Here is a 19406-nt window from a genome sequence, read left to right as displayed (position 1 = left end):
CGAGCAAAGGGGGGTCAGGCGGGCCCGGGGACGGGCAGCCCGCAGGCGCGGCGCGCCCGGGAGAGCTGTTCGGCGGGGTCACCGAAGGCGCTCCAGGGCATGCGTGAGGCGTAGGGGCCCATCGCCGTGAAGACCGCGCGGGCCTCGAACTCGCGCTGGCCCATGACCAGCGCGTGTGCGAGGTAGGCCAGGTCGAGCACCGGCGTGAAGCGGTAACTGGAGACCGCCGGAAGCCAGTTGTGGTAGATCGCGAGCGCGGTGGCACGCCACTGGGGCTGCTCCCAGACGCGGTCGGCGAGCAGCTGGGTCGGGTTGTAGCTCTCCACCAGGGCGACCAGGGGCAGCAGGCGCAGCGCGGAGTCGGCGGGCGCGCGCTGGCTGAGGAAGGCGGCCACGTCCCAGGCGGCGTTGACCGAGCCGCCGTGCCGGGCGAAGAAGGCGGAGAGGAAGCGGTGGTGCGCCTCGCGGTGCCACGGGTCCAGGGTGAGGATGTGCGCGAACAGGCGCCAGGGGCCGGGCGGCGCGGTGAGCAGACCCTGCGGGGCGGGGTCGCGCAGCCGGTGCAGCCGGGCCATGGCGAGCTTGGCGACCCAGGGGGTGGGGTCCCGCGGAGCCAGGGCCGCGGCCCGTTCGCAGGCGGTGAGCGCTATGCGCTCCAGGGCCTCGGCCCGGTCGTCGTTGCCGTCGGCGGCGCGCAGGGCGCGCTGGACGGCGACGCGGGCCCACATGAGGGCTGCCTCGGGCGAGGGCTCCTCGTCCAGCCAGCGTTCGACCAGGTCGGTGCCGGCCGCCTCGGAGGCGAGGACCAGGGAGCGGTGGGCGCGCAGCGCGAAGTCATGACGCGTCTCCGCCAGCGCCTCGTACGCATGCCGATATCGCCCGGCGCGGACATCGACGCAAACGCCGGCCAGGACTCGGTCGTCGGCCGCCGGGTGCCACACATACTGCCCTTCGAATAACTCCGCGGCCATGTCCCCTGCCTTGTCCCCGTACCGTGTCCCCGGCCGCCGCTTCTCGCGGCAGCGCAGGAGGCACCTTACTCAGCACGGCGGACCCCCGGAACGCCGAATTCGACATATCGGTCAGCGATTCGAGAATGTTTATAGAAGTGCGCGGGGGGGACGCCGACGAGCGATGGTTCAAGGGGTAACTTTCTTTCGTGGGGCACCCTCGGCGGCCCGGCCGCTATGCGCCGCTACTAGACTCTTTCCGGAAAACCCCCCACACCGCATCACACCTTCGGGAATCGTCATTCAGCACCTCGCCGCCCGGCTGCGCGGGCTCCCGCCCTCCCTCGGACCTGTCCGGCTGGTCGCCGTCGACGGGCACGCGGGCTCGGGGAAGTCGACCTTCGCCGGGCGGCTGGCCGCAGCCCTGGACGGGGCGCCGGTGCTCCATCTCGACGACATCGCCAGCCATGAGCGGCTGTTCGACTGGACCGACCGGCTGCTGACGCGGGTGATCGAGCCGCTGTCCCGGGGCGAGGCCGGGGCCTACCTCCCCTACGACTGGACCGCCCGCGCGTTCGGCCCGGCGCGCCCGCTGCCGCCCGCGCCGGTGATCCTGCTGGAGGGCGTCGGCGCGGGCCGCCGCGCGCTGCGGCCGTTTCTGGCCGAACTGCTGTGGATGGAACTGCCCCGCGAGGAGTCCTGGGCGCGCGGCCGGCGGCGGGACGGGGCGGCGCAGCGGGAGTTCTGGGACGGCTGGGTCGAGGCCGAGCGCGCACACTTCGCCGCCGACCCCACCCGCCCCCACGCCGGGCTTCTGGTGCGCCAGACCGACCAGGGGTACGAGGTGCTGCCGGGGCCCGAGCGACCCCAGGGATCGGGCCAAGGAGTGACCCACAGTGATGACCCCACCCCCATGTGGTGAAATTGTGAAGACTCTTGTCGGCCAACTTCCTGAAGTGCCCCAACTTCGCTTGACCGGGGGGCCGTACAGGTCTTACGTTCTCAATGTGCGGCGATTCGAAGCCGCCCGAAGACGCGAAGCCCCCGGTTGTTCCCCCGTGATCGGGGGCTTCGTTCTGCCCGCGTATCGCTTTCCGGGCCCATTGCGCGCCGATCCGATCACCCTCGGTCACTGAAGCGTCCGGATTCCGTCCGCTCTCCCCGCGCCGAACGGCCTGTACCGCACCCTTCGGCAGCCGGTACCCACGCGGGTACGATGCCCTTGGTGCGACCTTCGGCGGCAGCCTCGCGCACCTGCAACTCCGGTCCGCGGCACGGCGGTTCGGCCGCGGCGGCCGCCGGGCGACCGTCCGGCGGTGAACCACGGGGCACGGTCTGTGGGGGACGTGATGGACTTCGGCACGCAGGGCCCCGAGGCCCCGGCCGACCTCGCCTGGCTGCGCGGGGTCGACGCCTACACCATGGGCGCCTATCCGCAGGCGGAGGAGGAGTTCCGGGCCGCGGTGCGGATGGACCCGGGCATGGCGGACGGCTGGCTCGGGCTGCACGCGCTCCGGGTCGACACCACCACCGCGCTGCTGCGGATGTTCCGGCACCGCGAGCGCTTCGGCGAACAGCGCGCCCGGCATCGCCGTACGATCAACTCCTGGTACTGGCTGGGCTGGTGGGTGCAGCCGGTGCTGGAGAGCCCGCGCGATCTGCTGCTTGCGCACGCCTCGCACTGGCTGGACGGCCGGCATGTGCCCGAGCTGGACCGGGCGCTGGCCGGGCTGCCCCCGGTCGACACCGATCCCCAGGTCCGCTTTCTGCACGCCTGCCGCTCCTACCTGGTCAAGGACTGGGAGCAGCTGGTACGGCACACCGATCCGCTGCTGGACGATCCCCTGCTCGGCATAGAGGCGGGGCTGTTCGGCGGCATGGCCCGGGTCCGCCTGGAGATGTACGGCCAGGCCGAACCCCTGCTGTCGGCGGCGCTGATGCGGTGCCGCAGCGAGCAGCCGCAGCGCAAGGAGCTGCGCTACTGGCTCGCGCGGGCGCACGAGGGCACCGGCCGCTCCGCCGCCGCGCTCCCCCTCTACCGGGCCGTGCACCGGGTGGACCCCGCCTTCATGGACACCTCGGCGCGGCTCGCGGCGATCTCCGAGGGGGACGGGTACGACGACGCGGCCGATCTCGCCGCGATCACCCTGACCGGTGCCGGGGACACGGTGGACGGGCCCGACGGGTTCGATCCGTTCTTCGGCACCGAGGGGCGGGATCTGCGGCTGCCGGAACCGGAGCTGCCGACCGGGCCGCTGCCGGCCGTCGCCGAGCCGGGGGTCCGCGACCGGGGCGGGGTGCCCGGCTCGCCGCTGCCCACCGGGCCGACCGATCCCGCGCTGCTCGAACAGGCGCTCGCCGAACTGGAGCGGATGGTCGGGCTCGAACCGGTCAAGCGCCAGGTGAAGGCGTTGTCCGCGCAGTTGAACATGGCACGGCTGCGGGCCGGTCAGGGGCTGCCCGTGCAGCCGCCGAAGCGGCACTTCGTCTTCTCCGGGCCGTCCGGGACCGGCAAGACCACGGTGGCGCGCATCCTCGGACGGGTCTTCTACGCCCTCGGGCTGCTCGGCGGGGACCATCTCGTCGAGGCGCAGCGGGCCGATCTGGTCGGCGAGTACCTCGGGCAGACCGCGGTGAAGGCCAATGAGCTGATCGACTCCGCGATCGGCGGGGTGCTGTTCGTGGACGAGGCGTACTCGCTCTCCAACTCCGGGTACGGCAAGGGGGACGCGTACGGGGACGAGGCGCTCCAGGTGCTGCTGAAGCGGGCCGAGGACAACCGGGACCATCTCGTGGTGATCCTCGCGGGGTATCCCGAGGGGATGGACCGGCTGCTCGCCGCGAACCCGGGGCTGTCGTCCCGCTTCACCAGCCGCGTCGACTTCCCCTCGTACCGGCCCGGGGAACTCACCGAGATCGGGAAGGTGCTGGCCGCGGAGAACGGGGACCAGTGGGACGAGGAGGCGCTGGAGGAGCTGCGGTCGATCGCCGGGCACGTGGTCGACCAGGGCTGGATCGACGAGCTGGGCAACGGACGGTTCCTGCGCACGCTGTACGAGAAGAGCTGCGCGTACCGGGATCTGCGGCTGTCCACGTACGCCGGATCACTGACCCGCGACGACCTGGCGACCCTGCGCCTCGCCGACCTGATGCAGGCGTACGGCGAGGTCCTCTCGGGCCGGGGCCCGCAGGACCCGTCGCCCACATAGGCGCCCCGAAGGGGCGCGGGGAACTGCGCGAGCAACCCACCACCGGGCCGCACCCGCACAGCCCCCGCACCCCCCTTCAGCGGCGAGCGCCTACGTGGCGAGCGCCTGCTCCGGGAAATCGGGGATCTCCCGGTGCGCGGGATCGCGGACCTCGCCCACCAGCGTCTCCAGGACGTCCTCCAGCGCCACCAGGCCCAGCACCTTGCCGGACGCGTCGGCCACCTGGGCCAGGTGCGTGGCGGCGCGGCGCATCACCGTGAGGGCGTCGTCCAGGGGGAGCTCGGCCCGCAGGGTCGTCATGGGGCGCCAGATGTTCTGCGGCACCGCCCGTTCGGAGTCCTCCAGATCGAGTACGTCCTTGACATGGACGTATCCCATGAAGGCGCCCTGTTCCGTCGCCGCGACCGGGAAGCGGGAGTATCCCGTGCGGGCGGTGAGCCGCACGATCTCCCCCGGGGTGACCGCGGGCGTCACCGTGACCAGGGACTCACGGCGCAGCAGGACGTCGGTGACCGGGCGGGAGCCCAGTTCCAGGGCGTCCTCCAGGCGTTCCATCTCCTCCGGGTCGAGCAGGCCCGCCTGTCCGGAGTCCTCCAGGAGCCGGTTGAGCTGCTCGCTGGTGACGACCGCCTCGACCTCGTCCTTGGGCTCCACCCGGAACAACCGCAGCACGGCCTGGGCGACGGCGCCCAGCGACACCGTGATCGGCTTGCACACCCGGGCGAACCAGACCAGGCCGGGGCTGAGCCACAGCGCCGCCTTCTCGGGCGCCGCCATCGCGAGGTTCTTCGGCACCATCTCGCCGATGACCAGGTGGAAGAAGACCACCGCGGCCAGCGCGATGACATAGCCGAGCGGATGGATCACACCGTCCGGAAGGTGGATCGCCTCGAACACCGGCTCCAGCAGCCGCGCGACGGTCGGTTCGGCGACCGCGCCGAGCGTCAGGGAGCACATGGTGATCCCGAACTGCGCGGCGGCCATCATCTGCGGCAGCCGCTCCAGGCCGTACAGCACCTGCCGGGCCCGGGTGGTGCCGAGCGGTTCGATCTGGCTGCGGCGCACGGAGACGAGGGCGAACTCGGCGCCGACGAAGAAGCCGTTCGCCAGCACCAGCAGGGCGGCGAAGACCAGTTGGAGCACGCTCATCGGGCGGCCTCCGCGACGCTCGCCGCCGGGGCCGTCCTGACCAGGCGGACCCGTTCGGCGCGGTAGTGGCCGACCTGGCGGACCGCGAGCCGCCAGCCGGGCAGTTCGGCCCGGTCGCCGGGGGCCGGGATCCGGCCGAGCAGGTCGGCGACCAGTCCGGCGACGGTCTCGTACGGCCCCTCGGGCACGTCCAGGCCTATCCGCTGGAGGATGTCGACCCGGCAGCTGCCGGCCACGTCCCAGGCGGGCCTGCCGTCCTCGGGCGGGGCGGCGGCCAGTTCGGGCACGTCCTTGGCGTCGTGCTCGTCGCGGACCTCGCCGACCAGTTCCTCGACGATGTCCTCCAGGGTGACCACTCCGGCCGTGCCGCCGTACTCGTCCACCACGACCGCGATGGGCTGTTCGCTGCGCAGCCGGGCCAGCAGGGGCTGGACGGGCAGGGTCTCGGGGACCAGCAGCGCGGGGCGGGCGATGCGGCCCACAGGGGTGCGCAGCCGGTCGCGCGCCGGGACGGCGAGGGCGTCCTTGAGGTGGGCCATGCCGACGATCTCGTCGATCTTCTCCCGGTAGACGGGGAAGCGGGACAGTCCGGTGGCCCGGGTGAGGTTGACCACGTCCTCGGCGGTGGCCGAGTCCTGGAGCGCGCTGACCTTCACGCGCGGGGTCATGACGTGCTGCGCGGTCAGCTCGCCCAGCGAGAGGGTGCGCACGAACAGGTCGGCGGTGTCCTGCTCCAGGGCGCCGGCCTGCGCGGAGTGCCGGGCCAGGGAGACCAGTTCGCCGGGAGTGCGGGCGGAGGCCAGTTCGTCGGCGGGTTCGACGCCGAGGGCGCGGACCAGCCGGTTGGCGACCGTGTTGAGCGCGGCGATCACCGGCCGGAACAGCCGGGAGAAGTGGTGCTGGGGGCCCGCGACGAAGCGCGCGACCTGGAGCGGCCGGGAGACCGCCCAGTTCTTGGGCACCAGTTCACCGATCACCATCTGGATGGCGGAGGCCAGCAGCATGCCGACGAGCACGGCGGCACCGGAGGCGGCGCCGTCGGGCAGGCCGAGCGCGGCGAACGGGGTGGCCAGCAGCCGGCCCAGGGCCGGTTCGGCGAGCATGCCGACGACCAGGGAGGTGATGGTGATGCCGAGCTGGGTGCCGGAGAGCTGGAAGGAGAGTTCCTTCAGCGCGTCCACGACCGTACGGGCGCGCTTGTCGCCGTCGGCGGCGGCCTTCTCGGCCTCGGGGCGCTCGACCGTCACCAGGCCGAATTCGGCCGCCACGAAGAATCCGTTGGCCAGAATCAGCACGAACGCGGCTGCGAGGAGCAGCAGAGGGGTGGTCACGATGCCGCCGCCTCCCCGGTATGTCGGGTGGGGGCGGCGCAGGTACTACAGGACGATCCGTCCATCGCCGGAGGGATTCACTCCTCGGGTCGCAGGAACCCCTGGCACCGGGCGGCGCACAGGGGCGGAGGCGCGATCGGCGCGGCCTCCGCCCACCAGGTTAATCAAGACACGGGCCGGGCGGGCAGGGTGGGCGACCCGGAGTCGGCCCCGAGTCAGCCCTGATCTTCCCCGGGGCGGACGGCCGAGTGGGCCTCGGCGAGCGCCCGCAGCGCCCTGGCGTCGGCGATCGCCCGCTGCCTGGCGATGCCCGGCTGGATGCCGAGCGCGGGCAGGCTGGTGCCGTCGCTGAGGTTGAGGAACACCCAGGGATCGCCCGGACGGAGGTTCACCTGAAGGATCTCCGCCCAGTCCAGGCGCCGGCTGCTGGCGATGTTCACGACGGTGACACCGCTCTCGTCGGCGACGACCTTGATCCGGGCCAGCTGGGCGAGCACCCAGAAGATCAGTGCCCCGGTGACCACGAAGTTCATCCGCTCCCCCGGGCCGAGGCCCTCAAGGAGCAGGGCGACCCCGGAGATGGTGAGGAAGATCGCCACGGCGGCGGTGAGCAGGATGGCCCGGGTGTGGCCCGGCCGGAAGGTGACGGGGAGGCCGGGCAGGGTCGGCATGTCGGACATCACATACCCCTCAGAGGCGGCAGGCGTGGATGGCCGTGGTCAGGATGGCGCGGGCGCCGATGGCGTAGAGGTCGTCCATGATCCGCTGCGCGTCCTTGGCGGGGACCATGGCGCGGACCGCGATCCAGCCCTCGTTGTGCAGCGGGGAGACGGTCGGGGACTCCAGGCCGGGGGTGAGGGCGACGGCCTTCTCCAGCTGCTCGACCCGGCAGTCGTAGTCCATCATCACGTACGTGCGGGCGACCAGGACGCCCTGGAGGCGGCGCAGGAACTGCTGGACCTTCGGCTCGGCGGCCTCCTCCGCGTCCGCGCCGGTGCGGCGGATCACGATGGCCTCGGACTTCATGATCGGCTCGCCGAAGACCTCCAGGCCCGCGTTGCGCAGGCTGGTGCCGGTCTCCACGACGTCGGCGATGACCTCGGCGACGCCCAGCTCGATCGCGGTCTCCACGGCGCCGTCCAGGTGGACGACGGAGGCGTCGACGCCGCTGTCGGCGAGGTGCCGGGCGACGATGCCCTCGTAGGAGGTGGCGACCGTACGGCCCTTCAGGTCCTCGACGCCGTTCGCGGTGCCCGGCTTCCCGGCGAAGCGGAAGGTGGAGCGGGCGAAGCCCAGCGGGAGGATCTCCTCGGCGTCCGCGCCGGAGTCGACCAGCAGGTCGCGCCCGGTGATGCCGATGTCGAGGCGGCCGGAGGAGACGTAGATCGCGATGTCGCGGGGGCGGAGGTAGAAGAACTCGACCTCGTTGCCCGGGTCGACGATCCGCAGTTCCTTGGACTCCCGGCGCTGCCGGTAGCCGGCCTCATGCAGCATGTCCGCCGCAGGGCCGGACAGGGAACCCTTGTTGGGGACGGCGATGCGCAGCATGAGGACGGCTTCCTTTGCGGTGAAGGGGGGCGGTGCGATGTGCCGCGGCGGAGCGCGGCGGTTCGGTCAGAGGTGGGCGTAGACGTCGTCCAGGGAGATCCCGCGGGCGACCATCATCACCTGGACGTGGTACAGCAGCTGGGAGATCTCCTCGGCTGCCGCCTCCTTGCCCTCGTACTCGGCGGCCATCCAGACCTCGGCGGCCTCTTCGACGACCTTCTTGCCGATGGCATGGACCCCCTTGCCGACCAGTTCGGCGGTGCGGGAGGTGGCGGGATCGCCGTGGGCGGCCTTGTGCTGGAGCTCGGTGAAGAGCTCCTCGAACGTCTTCTTGGACATGGTGGTCCTTACCCTACGCGCTCCGACCGGCGCCTCAGTGCCAGGGTTCGGATACCGAACGCAGCGTCGCGGCCGTCGAGACCGCCGCGATCACCGCCTCGTGGCCCTTGTCCTCGCTGGAGCCCTCGATGCCGGCCCGGTCCAGGGCCTGCTCCTCGGTGTCGCAGGTGAGCACGCCGAAGCCGACCGGGACGCCGGTCTCCACGGAGACCTGGGTGAGGCCCTGGGTGACGCCCTGGCACACGTAGTCGAAGTGGGGGGTGCCGCCGCGGATGACGACGCCGAGGGCGACCACCGCGTCGTAGCCGCGCGCGGCCAGCACCTTGGCGGCGACCGGGAGCTCGAAGCTGCCCGGGACCCGGATCAGGGTCGGCTCGTCGATCCCCAGGTCGCCGAGGGCACGCAGGGCGCCGTTCACCAGACCGTCCATCACCTTCTCGTGCCACTGCGCCGCGATGACGGCGACCCTGAGGTCGCCGGCGTTGCGTACGGACAGTTCCGGTGCACCCTTGCCGCTCACGTCTCTCCTAAGTGCCTTCTTGCTCGACTGGTGTTGCTGGTCTTACTGGTGTTGCTGGTCTTACTGGTGTTGCTGGTCCTACTGGTGTTGCTTGTCTACCGGTTCTACTGGTTCGGGCAGGTGGCCGGGGTGTCCAGCCAGGGCAGGTCGTGGCCCATCCGGTCCCGCTTGGTGCGCAGATAGCGCAGATTGTGCTCGCCCGCCTGGACCGGCATCGGCTCGCGCCCGGCGACCCGCACGCCGTGGCGCTCCAGCGCGTCGGCCTTGTCGGGGTTGTTGGTCATCAGCCGGACGCTGCGCACACCGAGGTCGGCGAGGATCTGGGCGCCGGCCCCGTAGTCGCGGGCGTCGGCGGGCAGGCCGAGTTCCAGGTTGGCGTCGAGCGTGTCGCGGCCCTGCTCCTGGAGCTCGTAGGCGCGCAGCTTGGACAGCAGGCCGATGCCGCGGCCCTCGTGCCCACGCAGGTAGACCACGACGCCGCGGCCCTCCTCCTGGATACGGGCGAGGGAACTGTCCAGCTGGGGGCCGCAGTCGCAGCGCAGCGAGCCGAAGACATCGCCGGTCAGGCACTCGGAGTGCACACGGACCAGGACGTCCTCGCCGGTGCCGATCTCGCCGTGGACGAGGGCGACGTGCTCGACGCCGTCGACGGTGGAGCGGTAGCCGTGCGCGGTGAAGGTGCCGTGCCGGGTGGGCAGCCGGGTCTCGGCCTCGCGGCGGACGGTGGGTTCGGTGCCGCGGCGGTGGGCGATCAGGTCCTCGATGGAGATGATCGTCAGACCGTGCTTGCGGGCGAACGGGATCAGCTCGGGCAGCCGCAGCATCCGGCCGTCCTCGCCGGCGATCTCCACGATGGCGCCGGCCGGGCGCAGCCCCGCGAGCCGGGCGAGGTCGACGGCGGCCTCGGTGTGGCCGTTGCGCTCCAGGACGCCGCCGGGCCGGGCGCGCAGCGGGAAGACATGCCCGGGGCGCACGAAGTCGGCGGGGCCCGCGGTGCCGCTCGCGAGCAGCTGGAGCGTGGTGGCCCGGTCGGCGGCGGAGATGCCGGTGGTCACGCCGTGCGCGCCGGAGGCGTCCACGGAGACGGTGAAGGCGGTCTTCATCGACTCGGTGTTGTCCTCGACCATCTGCGGCAGCCGCAGCCGGTCGAGTTCCGCGGCCTCCATGGGGGCGCAGACCAGGCCCCGGCACTCGCTCATCATGAAGGCGACGATCTCGGGGGTCACCTTCTCGGCGGCGATGACGAGGTCGCCCTCGTTCTCCCGGTCCTCGTCGTCGACGACGATCACGGGGCGCCCGGCGGCGATGTCGGCGACGGCCTGCTCGACGGGGTCGAGGGTGAACTCCTCGATGCTGTCGCCGTCGTAGGAGTAGGAGTAGGGGTCGTAGAGCGGGGTGGCCGGGGTCATGCCGGTGCTCCTTCCAGAACGGGCCGCGGGCTCTTGCGGGAGCGCAGCCACCAGTCGCGCATGCCCCACAGGACGAGTGCGCCGTAGATGACGTAGACGAAGCCGGAGAAGGCGTAGCCGTCGGCGAAGTTGAGGGGGACGCCGACGAGGTCGACGAGCAGCCAGGCGAACCAGAACTCGACCATGCCCTTGGCCTGGGCGTACATCGCGACGACGGTGCCGACGAAGATGTAGGCGTCCGGCCAGGGGTCCCAGGACAGTTCGGGGAACGCGGTGAACAGCAGGGCGACGGCGACGGTGCCGATCGCGGCGGCGCCGACCAGGGCGGCGCGCTCGCGCCAGGTGGCGAACCGGGGGGAGATGTGGCCGTCACCGGCGCCGCCCCGGCCGCGGTTCCACTGCCAGAAGCCGTAGACGGCGACCACCATGACGACGGCCTGCTTGCCCGCGCTGCCGGTGAGGTGGCCGTAGAAGGCGGCGAAGAGGACCAGGCCGGAGACGAACTGCACCGGCCAGCTCCACAGGGAGCGGCGCCAGCCGAGGACGAGTCCGATCAGGCCGAGGATGTTGCCGGTCATGTCGGACCACAGGATGTGCTGTCCGAAGAGGGTGAACGCCTCGGTGTTGAGCGAGTTCACCGGCCGGCCTCCTGTCCGCTCCCGTCGGCGCGGCCCGCCGCAAGGAGCCGCTCGACGTACTTGGCGATGACGTCCACCTCGAGGTTCACCGGGTCGCCGGGCTGCTTCACGCCGAGCGTGGTCAGGGCGAGGGTGGTGGGGATGAGGCTGACGGTGAAGTGGTCGGCGCCGGCTTCCACGACGGTGAGGCTGATGCCGTCGACGGTGATGGAGCCCTTCTCGACCACGTAGCGGGCGAGGCCGGCGGGCAGGGAGATCTTCACGATCTCCCAGTGCTCGGAGGGCGTGCGCTCCAGGACCTCGCCGGTGCCGTCGACATGGCCCTGCACGATGTGGCCGCCGAGGCGGGCGCCGACGGCGGTGGGGCGTTCGAGGTTGACGCGGGAGCCGGTGGTGAGCGCGCCCAGGCTGGAGCGCTTCAGGGTCTCGGCCATGACGTCGGCGGTGAACTCGTCGCCCTCGTGGTCGACGACGGTGAGACAGACCCCGTTCACGGCGATGGAGTCGCCATGCCGGGCGCCGTCGGTGACGACGGGGCCGCGGAGCCGGAAACGGGAGGCGTCGCCGAGATTCTCGACGGCGGTGACCTCACCCAGCTCTTCGACGATTCCGGTGAACACTTCCCGGGTCCTCCTGCCTCGTGGGGCACGGACTCCGGGGCCTGTCGACGGACGACAGAATCTACGGGTGAGCACACACTCGGGGCGTCGCCGACAAGGGCCCGTCCGGATACGGACGAGACCGGATACGGCGGCGCGCACACGAAACGCGTGCCCGCCCGCCGCGCACTGCCTCCCATCCGGACTTTAACCGTCGGTCCAGGAATTTCACCTGGTCAACCGGTCGCTGGAGGCGACCGGGTCGCGGACTGTAACCGCCGGTTCGGACTTTCACCGACCCCGGAGTGCGCTGCTTCTGGTACACGGCCAGTGTGCCACGCCGGGTGGCCGCGCCGACAGGGGGTCCGTGTGGGCTCGCTCACAGTCCGTGTCCTCGCGTAACGGGCACCCTGACACCCACCGTCAACTCCCTCCCCTCCGGCGCAGGTTGCCCCCTCCCCTCCCATTGACCGTAATGGTCTAGTCCTTTTAGGGTGCCGATCGGGCCCGGCGGCGGTGACGACGGCCCTTGCCCGCCGCCGGGTCGCCAGCGGTCCGGAACCGGGGCGATGTCACTTTTCCGGGCGGCTGTCCGGTCGGCAGGTCGCCGAGCGGCTGCGCACGGACGGGCACGGGGTGCGGGTGCTCAGCCGGCACGCCCGGCCGTACGGCGTCGATCTGCGCGCGGGCGGGCCGGAGCTGGACGCGGCGCTCGCGGGGGGGACGGTGGTGCACTGTGCGAGCAGTCCCCGGGGCGGGGACGAGGAGGCGGCCGGGCACCTGCTGGCGGCGGCGCGGCGGGCCGGGGTGGGGCATCTGGTGTACATCTCCATCGTGGGGGTGGACCGGGTGCCGTACGGCTACTACCGGGCCAAGTACGCGGTGGAGCGGTGGAGCGGCGGATCGAACGCTCCGGGCTCGGTTTCACGATCCTGCGCACGACCCAGTTCCACGATCTGCTGGTGTCGCTCTTCGGCACCCTCGCCAGGCCGCCGGTGATGCCGCTGCCGGCGCGCGTCTCCGACCAGCCCGTGGAGGGCTTGAGAGCGCTTTGACCTGGGGTTCGGCGGGGGCGAAGCCTTCGGCAGTCGTGTTGATCACTGACTGTCTGGAGGTCCGGGGTGCCGGTCGGGTTTCTGACGGATGAGCAAGCCGCGAAGTACGCGGCGTATGACGGGGCGCCGTCCCGTACGGAGTTGGAGCGGTTCTTCTTCCTGGACGATGCGGATCGGGCGCTGACCGAGCCGAAGCGGCGGGCACACAACCGGCTCGGGTTCGCGGTGCAGATGACCACGGTGTCGTTTCTCGGGGCGTTCCTGGACGATCCGGCCGACGTGCCGGGGGTTCGCGTCCGCGCCGCAGTCGGCGGACCTGCCGGATCAGAAGATGTGGCGCATCGACCGCGCCGCCGATTACGGCGCCTTCCAGGACGCAGCCCGCAGCCGGGTCGACCTCGCCAGGATCGAACGTCACTGGGAGGACATCCTTCGGATCATCGGCTCCATCCACACCGGCGCCGTGCGCGCGTACGACGTGATCCGGATGCTGTCCCGCGACGGCCGGCCCACCCCGCTCGGCGACGCGACCGCCCACTACGGGCGGATCGCCAAGACCCTGCACATCCTGCGCCTGGCCGACGAGCCCGGCTACCGGCGGCAGATCAAGAGCCAGGCGAACCTTCAGGAGGGTCGCCACTCCCTCGCCCGGAAGATCTTCCCTGGCCGGTCCGGGCAGCGCTACCAGCGCTGCCTCTCCCCGTTCGTGCGGCATCACGTCGACATGCCCGGCCGGTACTCCTTCCAGCTTCCCGACCTGCCCGGCGGCCTGCGTCCGCTGTCCGGCGGTGCGCATGACGAGATCTCCGACAGAGCCTGGAATTCCCCAGCCCGGTCACCGGGGGCGGGCGACATGGGGCTCCGCAGGTGGCCGCAGGCGGTTGGAGCGGTTCTTCGGACAGGTGTCGCCCGTCAGGGCTGCCGGGTCGACGGTGTGCTGGTGGATTGCGCGTTCTGTTCGTGTCTGGTCGTCGCGGACCAGCTGGCGAGTAGCTTCAGGCCGTCCTCGGCGGCGGTTTCGGGGGGCGCGCTGTAGACGACCACGCTCAGGCCGCTGTCGTCCGGCAGGCTCATGGTCTCCTGATCGAGTTCCAGTTCGCCGACGAGCGGATGGTTGAGGCGTTTGGTGCTCTCGCGGAAGACATGGACGTCGTGGGAGCCCCACATCACGCGGAAGGTGTCGCTGCGGGTGGACAGTTCACCGATCAGGTTCGACAGTTCCCGGTCGTAGGGGCTTTTCCCCGCCTCGACGCGTAGCGCGCCCACGGCGAAGCGGGCCATGCGCTCCCAGTCGGTGTAGAACCGCCTGGCTGCTGGATTGAAGAACGCGAACCGGGCGACGTTCGCCCCGCATGTCGGGTCGGCGTACATCGCCGAGTACAGGGCCCGGCCCAGCGGGTTGGCGGCCAGCGCATCGAGGCGGTTGTTCATCACGTATGCCGGCATCCCCGGCATGCCTTCGACGATCCGCGCCACGCTCGGCCTCACCGTCGGCCGGACCTCCCGCTGCCGTGCCCGCGCCTTGGGCGCCGGTCCGGCGGCGCGGGCGAGGTCGTACAGGTACATGCGCTCGGTGGCATCCAGTCGCAGTGCCTGGGCGAGGGCGTCCAGCACGCTGTCGGAGACACCCCGCAGGTTGCCGCGCTCCAGGCGCGTGTAGTACTCGACGCTCACCCCGGCGAGCGTGGCGACCTCGCCCCTGCGCAGTCCGGGCACCTGCCGCCGGCCGTAGGTCGGCAGACCCGCCTGCTCGGGGGTGATCCTCTCGCGTCGGGAGCGGAGGAATGCGCTGACTGCGTCCCGGTTGTCCATGCCGACCAGGGTAGGCAGGCCGCGCGAGGGGTGGGGGGTCCCTGCCAGTACCCCTCGCAGCAGAGACTCCCCGGTCACGGCCGTCTGCCGTTGCATGGTGCGTGCCCCGATCCCCGGGGACCGACCGGTGCGAGGACGCAGGCCCCCCGGCCGGCCGACCTTTCTTGTACCGGAAACAAACCTGAAGGGCACGCGAGATGAGCAACCAGATGAAGACGGTGACGGAGAGCCCCGCGGAGGTCGTGCGAGGGCTGTATGACGCGCTGGGCAAGGGCGACGTGCCGGGTGTCCTGGCCAAGCTCGACCCCGAGGTGATCGTCGACGAGCCGACCCAGCTCCCCTACGGCGGCGTGCACCAGGGCCGCGAGGTGTTCGTGCAGTCGATCCTGGGCGCGATGATGGGCTACGCCAACGTCGCCATCACTGATGCCGAGGTGTTCGAAGGCCCGGCCGGCGTCATCGGAACGCTCACCGGAACGCTCACGGCCCACACCACCGGTGAGGAATTCCCGCTGACCATGGTCGAGATCCACCAGGTCGGGGACGGAACGGTGCGCAAGATCGACGTCTACACCAAGAACCCCCACGAGCTCGCCGCGTTCTACGCGCGCGCCGAGGCGGGCACCCGCTGACGACGGCACCCCTTCACGAGTCCGGCCGAGTTGCCTCACGGCAGCGCAAGCAACTCGGCCGACTCATGCCCAGGCCCAGGCCGTCGCATCGATGACCCCTGTCCGCATCAGCGACACCGCGACCAGCCACGCGCACCACACAGCGAAGGACACACCATGACCACCACCTGGTTCATCACCGGCACCTCCTCAGGCTTCGGGCGACTGCTCACCGAACGCCTCCTGGCCCGTGGCGACCGCGTCGCCGCCACGCTCCGCCGGCCCGACGCTCTCGACGACCTCCGCGCCGAGCACGGCGACCGGCTCTGGACCGCCCTGCTCGATGTCACCGACACCGAGCAAGTGCGTCGCGTCGTCACCGAGGCGTTCAAGACTTTCGGCACGATCGACGTCGTCGTCAACAACGCCGGTTACGGCGTCCTCGCTTCCGTCGAGGAGGCATCCGACGAGCAGATCCGGCGCGTCATCGACACCAACCTGCTCGGCTCGATCCAGGTCATCCGTGCCGCCCTCCCGCACCTGCGCGCCCAGGGCCGAGGCCGCATCCTGCAGGTGTCCACCGCGGGCGGTCAGACCACCTACCCCAGCCTCGGCTACTACCACGCCTCCAAGTGGGGCATCGAGGGGTTCTGCGAGACCGTCGCCCACGAGATCGCGCCGTTCGGCCTGGCCCTGACCATCATCGAGCCGGGTGCGACCCCCACCAGCTTCGGCACGTCGCTCGACATCGCACCGCCCCTGCCCGAGTACGAGAACACCCCCGCGGCCGACACCCGGCAGGCGTTCCTCGGCGGCCACTTCCCGGTGCCCAACAGCGCGGAGAAGCTCACGGACGCGATGATCGACCTCATCGACTCCGGCGCGACCCCGCTCCGCCTCCCGCTCGGCCCCGACACCTACGAAGACGTCCGCGCCGCCCTCACCGGCCGGCTCGCCGAACACGAGGCTCATCGCGACATCGCCCACTCGGTGGCGGCCACAACCGCCCGGTGACCGAGACCAGGCGTCAGTCGCCGTCGACGACGAGTCACTAAAGCGGGTTCGCCGTACTCGGCGATGTATGCCGCGCGGTTCTCCGCGATGATCGCCCGGCCGCCCTCTGCGGTGAGGTGGTCGACCGAGGAGACGGCCGGCACTTGCCGCCCGTCGGCGTTGGACGTGATCAGTGCGATCCGGCGGGCCAGTTCGGCGAAGACGCTGGGAGCCGACTCGACCGGCGCGGACCCTGGAGGACCTTGGCCGACTGTGCCCTTGGCGGCGTGGGCTCGGAACGGCGGCGAACGGCGGTACGCGTCTGGCCGTGGTGTGGTTCACGGTAGGGCACACCGCTGACAGCGGGGTCAGCGGCGCGCGTCGCCGGGGGCCGGCAGACCGGTCAGCTCCGAGATCGCCTCGGGGGACGGCTTGAAGTAGCGGCGGACGTTCTCCGGCTTCTTGTGCCGCGACTTCGCCATCAGCATCAGCAGGGAGGCGCCCTGCTCGCCGAGGTGGGTCAGGGCGGAATGGCGGTACTCGTGCAGGTCCCAGCCGGTGCCCGGCCCGCGTACGGCGGTGTGCTCGTCCAGCAGGGCTCGGGCCTGGCCGTAGGAGAGCCGGGCCAGGCCGGTATCCGGGCACACGTCGCGCGGGCTGACGGCCTTCCCCGGGCCGGGGCGGCGGTGGGTGACGAACACCGGGCCCCGGGTCCGGCCGACGCGCACGCGCGCCTCGGCATCCCGCGGGCGTGGGGCGACGGCGCTGCGTTGGCTGCGGACGGCACCCACATGGACACCTACCTCGACAACCTGCTCGCCGAGACGTCCGTGCGGTACGGCAAGCCGGGCGGGATTGCCTACCACCACATCTCGGACACCTACGTCGCGCTGTTCACACACTTCATCCCGTGCGGCGTATGGGAGGCCGTCTACATCATCGAGGGCCTGCTCAAGAACACCTCCGAGTTGCAGCCCACCACTGTGCACGCGGACACGCCGGGCCAGTCCCAGCCGGTTTTCGCGCTCGCGCACCTGCTGGGCTTCGGCCTGATGCCCAGGATCAGGAACTGGAAGGGACGTCGGCGGGTGACCGCGGCGACCAACAAGGTCGAGGCGTTCAACGGCTTCTCCCAGTGGCTCGGCTTCGGCAACCGCGGCGTCATCGCCGACAACGACCCCGTCGAGCAGGAGAAGGCGATGAAATTCAACGCCCTGCTCACGAACGCGGTGATCTTCCACAACGCCCTGGACATCGCGGAAATCGTCCGGCAGCTGCTGGAGGAGGGCTGGGAGATACGCGTACGACCCCAAGATGGACGTCGACTTCACTCCGCTGCGGGACCAGCGCCCTGCTGCCGTCGGCTTCGGCCAGGCCGCCTGATCTCAGTGGGGCGCTGTGTCGGCGAGTGCGGGCTCTGCGGCAGGCCCCTCGGAGCTGCGGGGTGTCTGGGTGCGGTAGGAGTGGCCGAGTTCCGAGCCGAGTCCGAAGTAGTGGCGGAAGTTGTAGATGAGGGGGCTCCATGCGGCGGGGTCGATGTGGTCGGTGCCCGGAACGACGATCCGGGAGTCGGCGTGCACCTTGCACACGACTGCCTCGACGATGACGAAGTCCCCGGAGACGTCCGGCTGTACCCGTTCGGCACGGGCCTCCAGTTGAATCGGGCATCCGGCGACGCGAGGCGGCCGGACCCGATGGGAGGGCTCGCTGGTCATACCTGCGGCGGCGAACTTGTCGGGCTCGAAGCGGCAGCCCTTGGGCTTGCTGGAGGGCACTGGATCCCGGCCGGTCAGTGGCGCCAGCCGCTCCACGGCCGGCCACTGGGCGGGGGCCGGCAGGTTGATGACCAGGTCGGGGCGGCTGCCGAGGTTGTACGCGGTCTGCCCCTCACGGCCCAGTCCGATCACAACCGTCTTCCCGAGGGCCCATGCGGATGATATCGGGGCAAGGTTGAACGAGCCGTCCTGATTCTCTGTCGACAGGAGCACCACTGGCGTCCCGAAGTACAGGATGCTCGGCTCGATCTCCAGGTGGGTGGCGACTGTCTGTGCGGGCAGGGTGCTGGGGGGTGCCGTGTTCATGGCCAGAAGCCTAGGATCCGGTTGTTTCGGCCGGGGCCGAAGTGTCACAGGGGACAATGGACCGCATGGACACGCAGCGTGCACATGTAGCCGGTCCCGACCTGGCTACCGTGGCAAAGCTTCCGGCCGATGGCACGCGGGCAGGTTTCTGTCTGGCCCTGCTCGACGGCCGGGCTTGGACAGCGACGGAATTGGCGCGTCACGTGGGGGTGGCGCCCTCGACCGCGACTGAGCACCTGCACGCGCTCGTCCGCGGAAACCTGCTGGCTGAGGAACGGCAGGGCCGCCACCGCTACGTGCGTCTGGCCGGTCCGCACGCAGCCGAGCTGATCGAGAGCCTCGCCTCCATGGCACCTGAGCGCACCCCGGCACCCCGCTCCCTGTCGGCGTCCGGCCGCCGTCAGGCCCTCGCCCACGCCCGTACCTGCTAGGACCACCTCGCCGGGACCGTCGGAGTCGCCGTCACCGATGCGATGCTCGACCGAAGGCTGCTGGACCTGGAGCACGGACTCGGGCTCACCAGCGCCGGAGCGACCTGGCTCGAAGATCTCGGCATCACCGTCCCGACCGGCACGCGCCGACCATCGGTACGGTCATGCCTGGACTGGACCGAACGCCGCCCCCACCTGGCCGGCGCCGTCGGCGCCGCCCTGTGCCGTCACGCGTTCGACACGGGCTGGATCACTCCCATAGGTACCACGCGTGCCGTCGCAGTCACCCTCCTCGGCCGACAGGCACTCCGCCGCCGTCTCGGCCTGTCCGATGAACTCCTTTCGCAGAAATGAGTAGTTCTGAGAGATCGCGGACCCTCGCCCGACCGCGTCCGTTTTGCCCTTGATCTTCGTTCTCACAACCCCTCGCAAAACAGCATTCGCACAGTGCCCTTCGCGAGGCTTCCTCGGCGAGGATGCGGTAGGCGGTGGCGACCGATCAACTCATTGCCCCTTTGGCCCGTATCTGGGTCACACCCCTTCCCGGCCTGCAGTTGCACGACGGCGGGCACCGCTTTCCCCTTGCTACAGATAACAGGGCCGCTTCACGCGCGGCCCGGAGAGCATCACCGCAGCTCACGAACCATGCTCCCGCAGATAATTGGCGTTATCCGTGGGACGACTTCAGACCGGTCCCGCGGCTGACGCTCCGTCAGCCGCGGGACCGGTCT

16 protein-coding genes, 6 pseudogenes and 1 riboswitch are annotated in these 19406 nt (G+C 71.0%); of the genes and pseudogenes, 9 read left to right on the top strand and 13 right to left on the bottom strand.

Translation table 11 applies throughout. The annotated features are described in order from the left end of the window. Positions 1–14 precede the first annotated feature (14 nt). Complete coding sequence (locus tag CCN72_RS05310; protein ID WP_172427351.1) at positions 15–971, bottom strand: hypothetical protein; 957 nt, start codon at positions 969–971, stop codon at positions 15–17. A 280-nt stretch (positions 972–1251) separates the two neighbouring features. Between CCN72_RS05310 and CCN72_RS05305 the strand changes: the two genes are divergently transcribed. Together CCN72_RS05305 and CCN72_RS05300 are read left to right on the top strand one after the other, a co-directional pair. Beyond that, entirely contained in the window at positions 1252–1872 is a 621-nt protein-coding gene (locus tag CCN72_RS05305; protein ID WP_086806530.1) for a uridine kinase family protein, read from the top strand. Between the two features lie 427 nt (positions 1873–2299). Beyond that, positions 2300–4159, top strand: coding sequence for an AAA family ATPase (locus CCN72_RS05300; RefSeq protein ID WP_086806528.1), 1860 nt, complete (start codon positions 2300–2302; stop codon positions 4157–4159). A 90-nt stretch (positions 4160–4249) separates the two neighbouring features. Here CCN72_RS05300 and CCN72_RS05295 read toward each other — a convergent pair whose 3' ends face one another. From CCN72_RS05295 to CCN72_RS05255, 9 genes are all read right to left on the bottom strand, one after another. Beyond that, on the bottom strand, positions 4250–5308 hold the full coding sequence (locus tag CCN72_RS05295; RefSeq protein ID WP_086806527.1) for a hemolysin family protein: 1059 nt from the start codon (positions 5306–5308) through the stop codon (positions 4250–4252). Next, positions 5305–6639, bottom strand: a complete 1335-nt coding sequence (locus CCN72_RS05290) for a hemolysin family protein (RefSeq protein WP_086806526.1) — start codon at positions 6637–6639, stop codon at positions 5305–5307. The genes CCN72_RS05295 and CCN72_RS05290 overlap by 4 nt, the downstream gene beginning before the upstream one ends. A gap of 215 nt (positions 6640–6854) precedes the next feature. Further along, a complete protein-coding gene (locus CCN72_RS05285) occupies positions 6855–7310 on the bottom strand; it encodes a PH domain-containing protein (RefSeq protein ID WP_086806529.1) in 456 nt (151 codons plus the stop codon). Between the two features lie 19 nt (positions 7311–7329). Next, on the bottom strand, positions 7330–8187 hold the full coding sequence (hisG, locus tag CCN72_RS05280) for an ATP phosphoribosyltransferase (protein ID WP_086806525.1): 858 nt from the start codon (positions 8185–8187) through the stop codon (positions 7330–7332). A 66-nt stretch (positions 8188–8253) separates the two neighbouring features. After that, positions 8254–8526, bottom strand: coding sequence for a phosphoribosyl-ATP diphosphatase (locus CCN72_RS05275; RefSeq protein ID WP_007491392.1), 273 nt, complete (start codon positions 8524–8526; stop codon positions 8254–8256). A gap of 34 nt (positions 8527–8560) precedes the next feature. After that, positions 8561–9046, bottom strand: a complete 486-nt coding sequence (gene ribH / locus CCN72_RS05270; RefSeq protein WP_037650948.1) for a 6,7-dimethyl-8-ribityllumazine synthase — start codon at positions 9044–9046, stop codon at positions 8561–8563. Positions 9047–9150: 104 nt separating this feature from the next. Next, entirely contained in the window at positions 9151–10455 is a 1305-nt protein-coding gene (locus CCN72_RS05265) for a bifunctional 3,4-dihydroxy-2-butanone-4-phosphate synthase/GTP cyclohydrolase II (RefSeq protein ID WP_037650950.1), read from the bottom strand. After that, positions 10452–11093, bottom strand: coding sequence for a nicotinamide mononucleotide transporter family protein (locus CCN72_RS05260; protein WP_086806524.1), 642 nt, complete (start codon positions 11091–11093; stop codon positions 10452–10454). The genes CCN72_RS05265 and CCN72_RS05260 overlap by 4 nt, the downstream gene beginning before the upstream one ends. Beyond that, positions 11090–11713, bottom strand: a complete 624-nt coding sequence (locus CCN72_RS05255) for a riboflavin synthase (RefSeq protein WP_086806523.1) — start codon at positions 11711–11713, stop codon at positions 11090–11092. The genes CCN72_RS05260 and CCN72_RS05255 overlap by 4 nt, the downstream gene beginning before the upstream one ends. A 161-nt stretch (positions 11714–11874) precedes the next feature. Further along, positions 11875–12005: riboswitch (FMN riboswitch) on the bottom strand. A 275-nt stretch (positions 12006–12280) separates the two neighbouring features. Here CCN72_RS05255 and CCN72_RS05250 point away from each other — a divergent pair. The 3 pseudogenes from CCN72_RS05250 to CCN72_RS40265 form a co-directional block, all read left to right on the top strand. Beyond that, positions 12281–12729, top strand: a pseudogene (locus CCN72_RS05250) (SDR family oxidoreductase); the annotation flags it as partial. Positions 12730–12813: 84 nt separating this feature from the next. After that, positions 12814–12975 (top strand): annotated as a pseudogene (locus CCN72_RS41645) (DUF4158 domain-containing protein); the annotation flags it as partial. 49 nt (positions 12976–13024) lie between these two features. Then, positions 13025–13528, top strand: a pseudogene (locus CCN72_RS40265) (Tn3 family transposase); the annotation flags it as partial. Positions 13529–13659: 131 nt separating this feature from the next. Here CCN72_RS40265 and CCN72_RS05235 read toward each other — a convergent pair. Continuing rightward, a complete protein-coding gene (locus CCN72_RS05235; RefSeq protein WP_086806522.1) occupies positions 13660–14559 on the bottom strand; it encodes a helix-turn-helix domain-containing protein in 900 nt (299 codons plus the stop codon). A gap of 197 nt (positions 14560–14756) precedes the next feature. Here CCN72_RS05235 and CCN72_RS05230 point away from each other — a divergent pair, with 197 nt between their 5' ends. Together CCN72_RS05230 and CCN72_RS05225 are read left to right on the top strand one after the other, a co-directional pair. Further along, the gene (locus CCN72_RS05230; protein ID WP_086806521.1) at positions 14757–15191 is read left to right on the top strand and encodes a nuclear transport factor 2 family protein; all 435 of its coding nucleotides are present in this window, start codon (positions 14757–14759) and stop codon (positions 15189–15191) included. A 156-nt stretch (positions 15192–15347) separates the two neighbouring features. Then, entirely contained in the window at positions 15348–16184 is an 837-nt protein-coding gene (locus CCN72_RS05225) for an SDR family oxidoreductase (RefSeq protein ID WP_086806520.1), read from the top strand. Positions 16185–16531: 347 nt separating this feature from the next. Here CCN72_RS05225 and CCN72_RS40260 read toward each other — a convergent pair. Next, positions 16532–16894, bottom strand: a pseudogene (locus CCN72_RS40260) (site-specific integrase); the annotation flags it as partial. On the opposite strand from CCN72_RS40260, the pseudogene CCN72_RS05210 reads away from it, so the two are divergent. Then, a pseudogene (locus tag CCN72_RS05210) lies at positions 16850–17461 on the top strand (Tn3 family transposase); the annotation flags it as partial. The pseudogenes CCN72_RS40260 and CCN72_RS05210 overlap by 45 nt on opposite strands. 87 nt (positions 17462–17548) lie before the next feature. Here CCN72_RS05210 and CCN72_RS05205 read toward each other — a convergent pair. After that, on the bottom strand, positions 17549–18244 hold the full coding sequence (locus CCN72_RS05205; protein ID WP_086806519.1) for a flavin reductase family protein: 696 nt from the start codon (positions 18242–18244) through the stop codon (positions 17549–17551). Positions 18245–18300: 56 nt separating this feature from the next. On the opposite strand from CCN72_RS05205, the pseudogene CCN72_RS05200 reads away from it, so the two are divergent. After that, positions 18301–19029, top strand: a pseudogene (locus tag CCN72_RS05200) (ArsR/SmtB family transcription factor). Positions 19030–19406 lie beyond the last annotated feature (377 nt).

The organism is Streptomyces murinus, from assembly GCF_002154555.1.
Lineage (GTDB): Bacteria > Actinomycetota > Actinomycetes > Streptomycetales > Streptomycetaceae > Streptomyces > Streptomyces murinus.
This window is presented reverse-complemented; position numbering and strand designations above follow the sequence as displayed.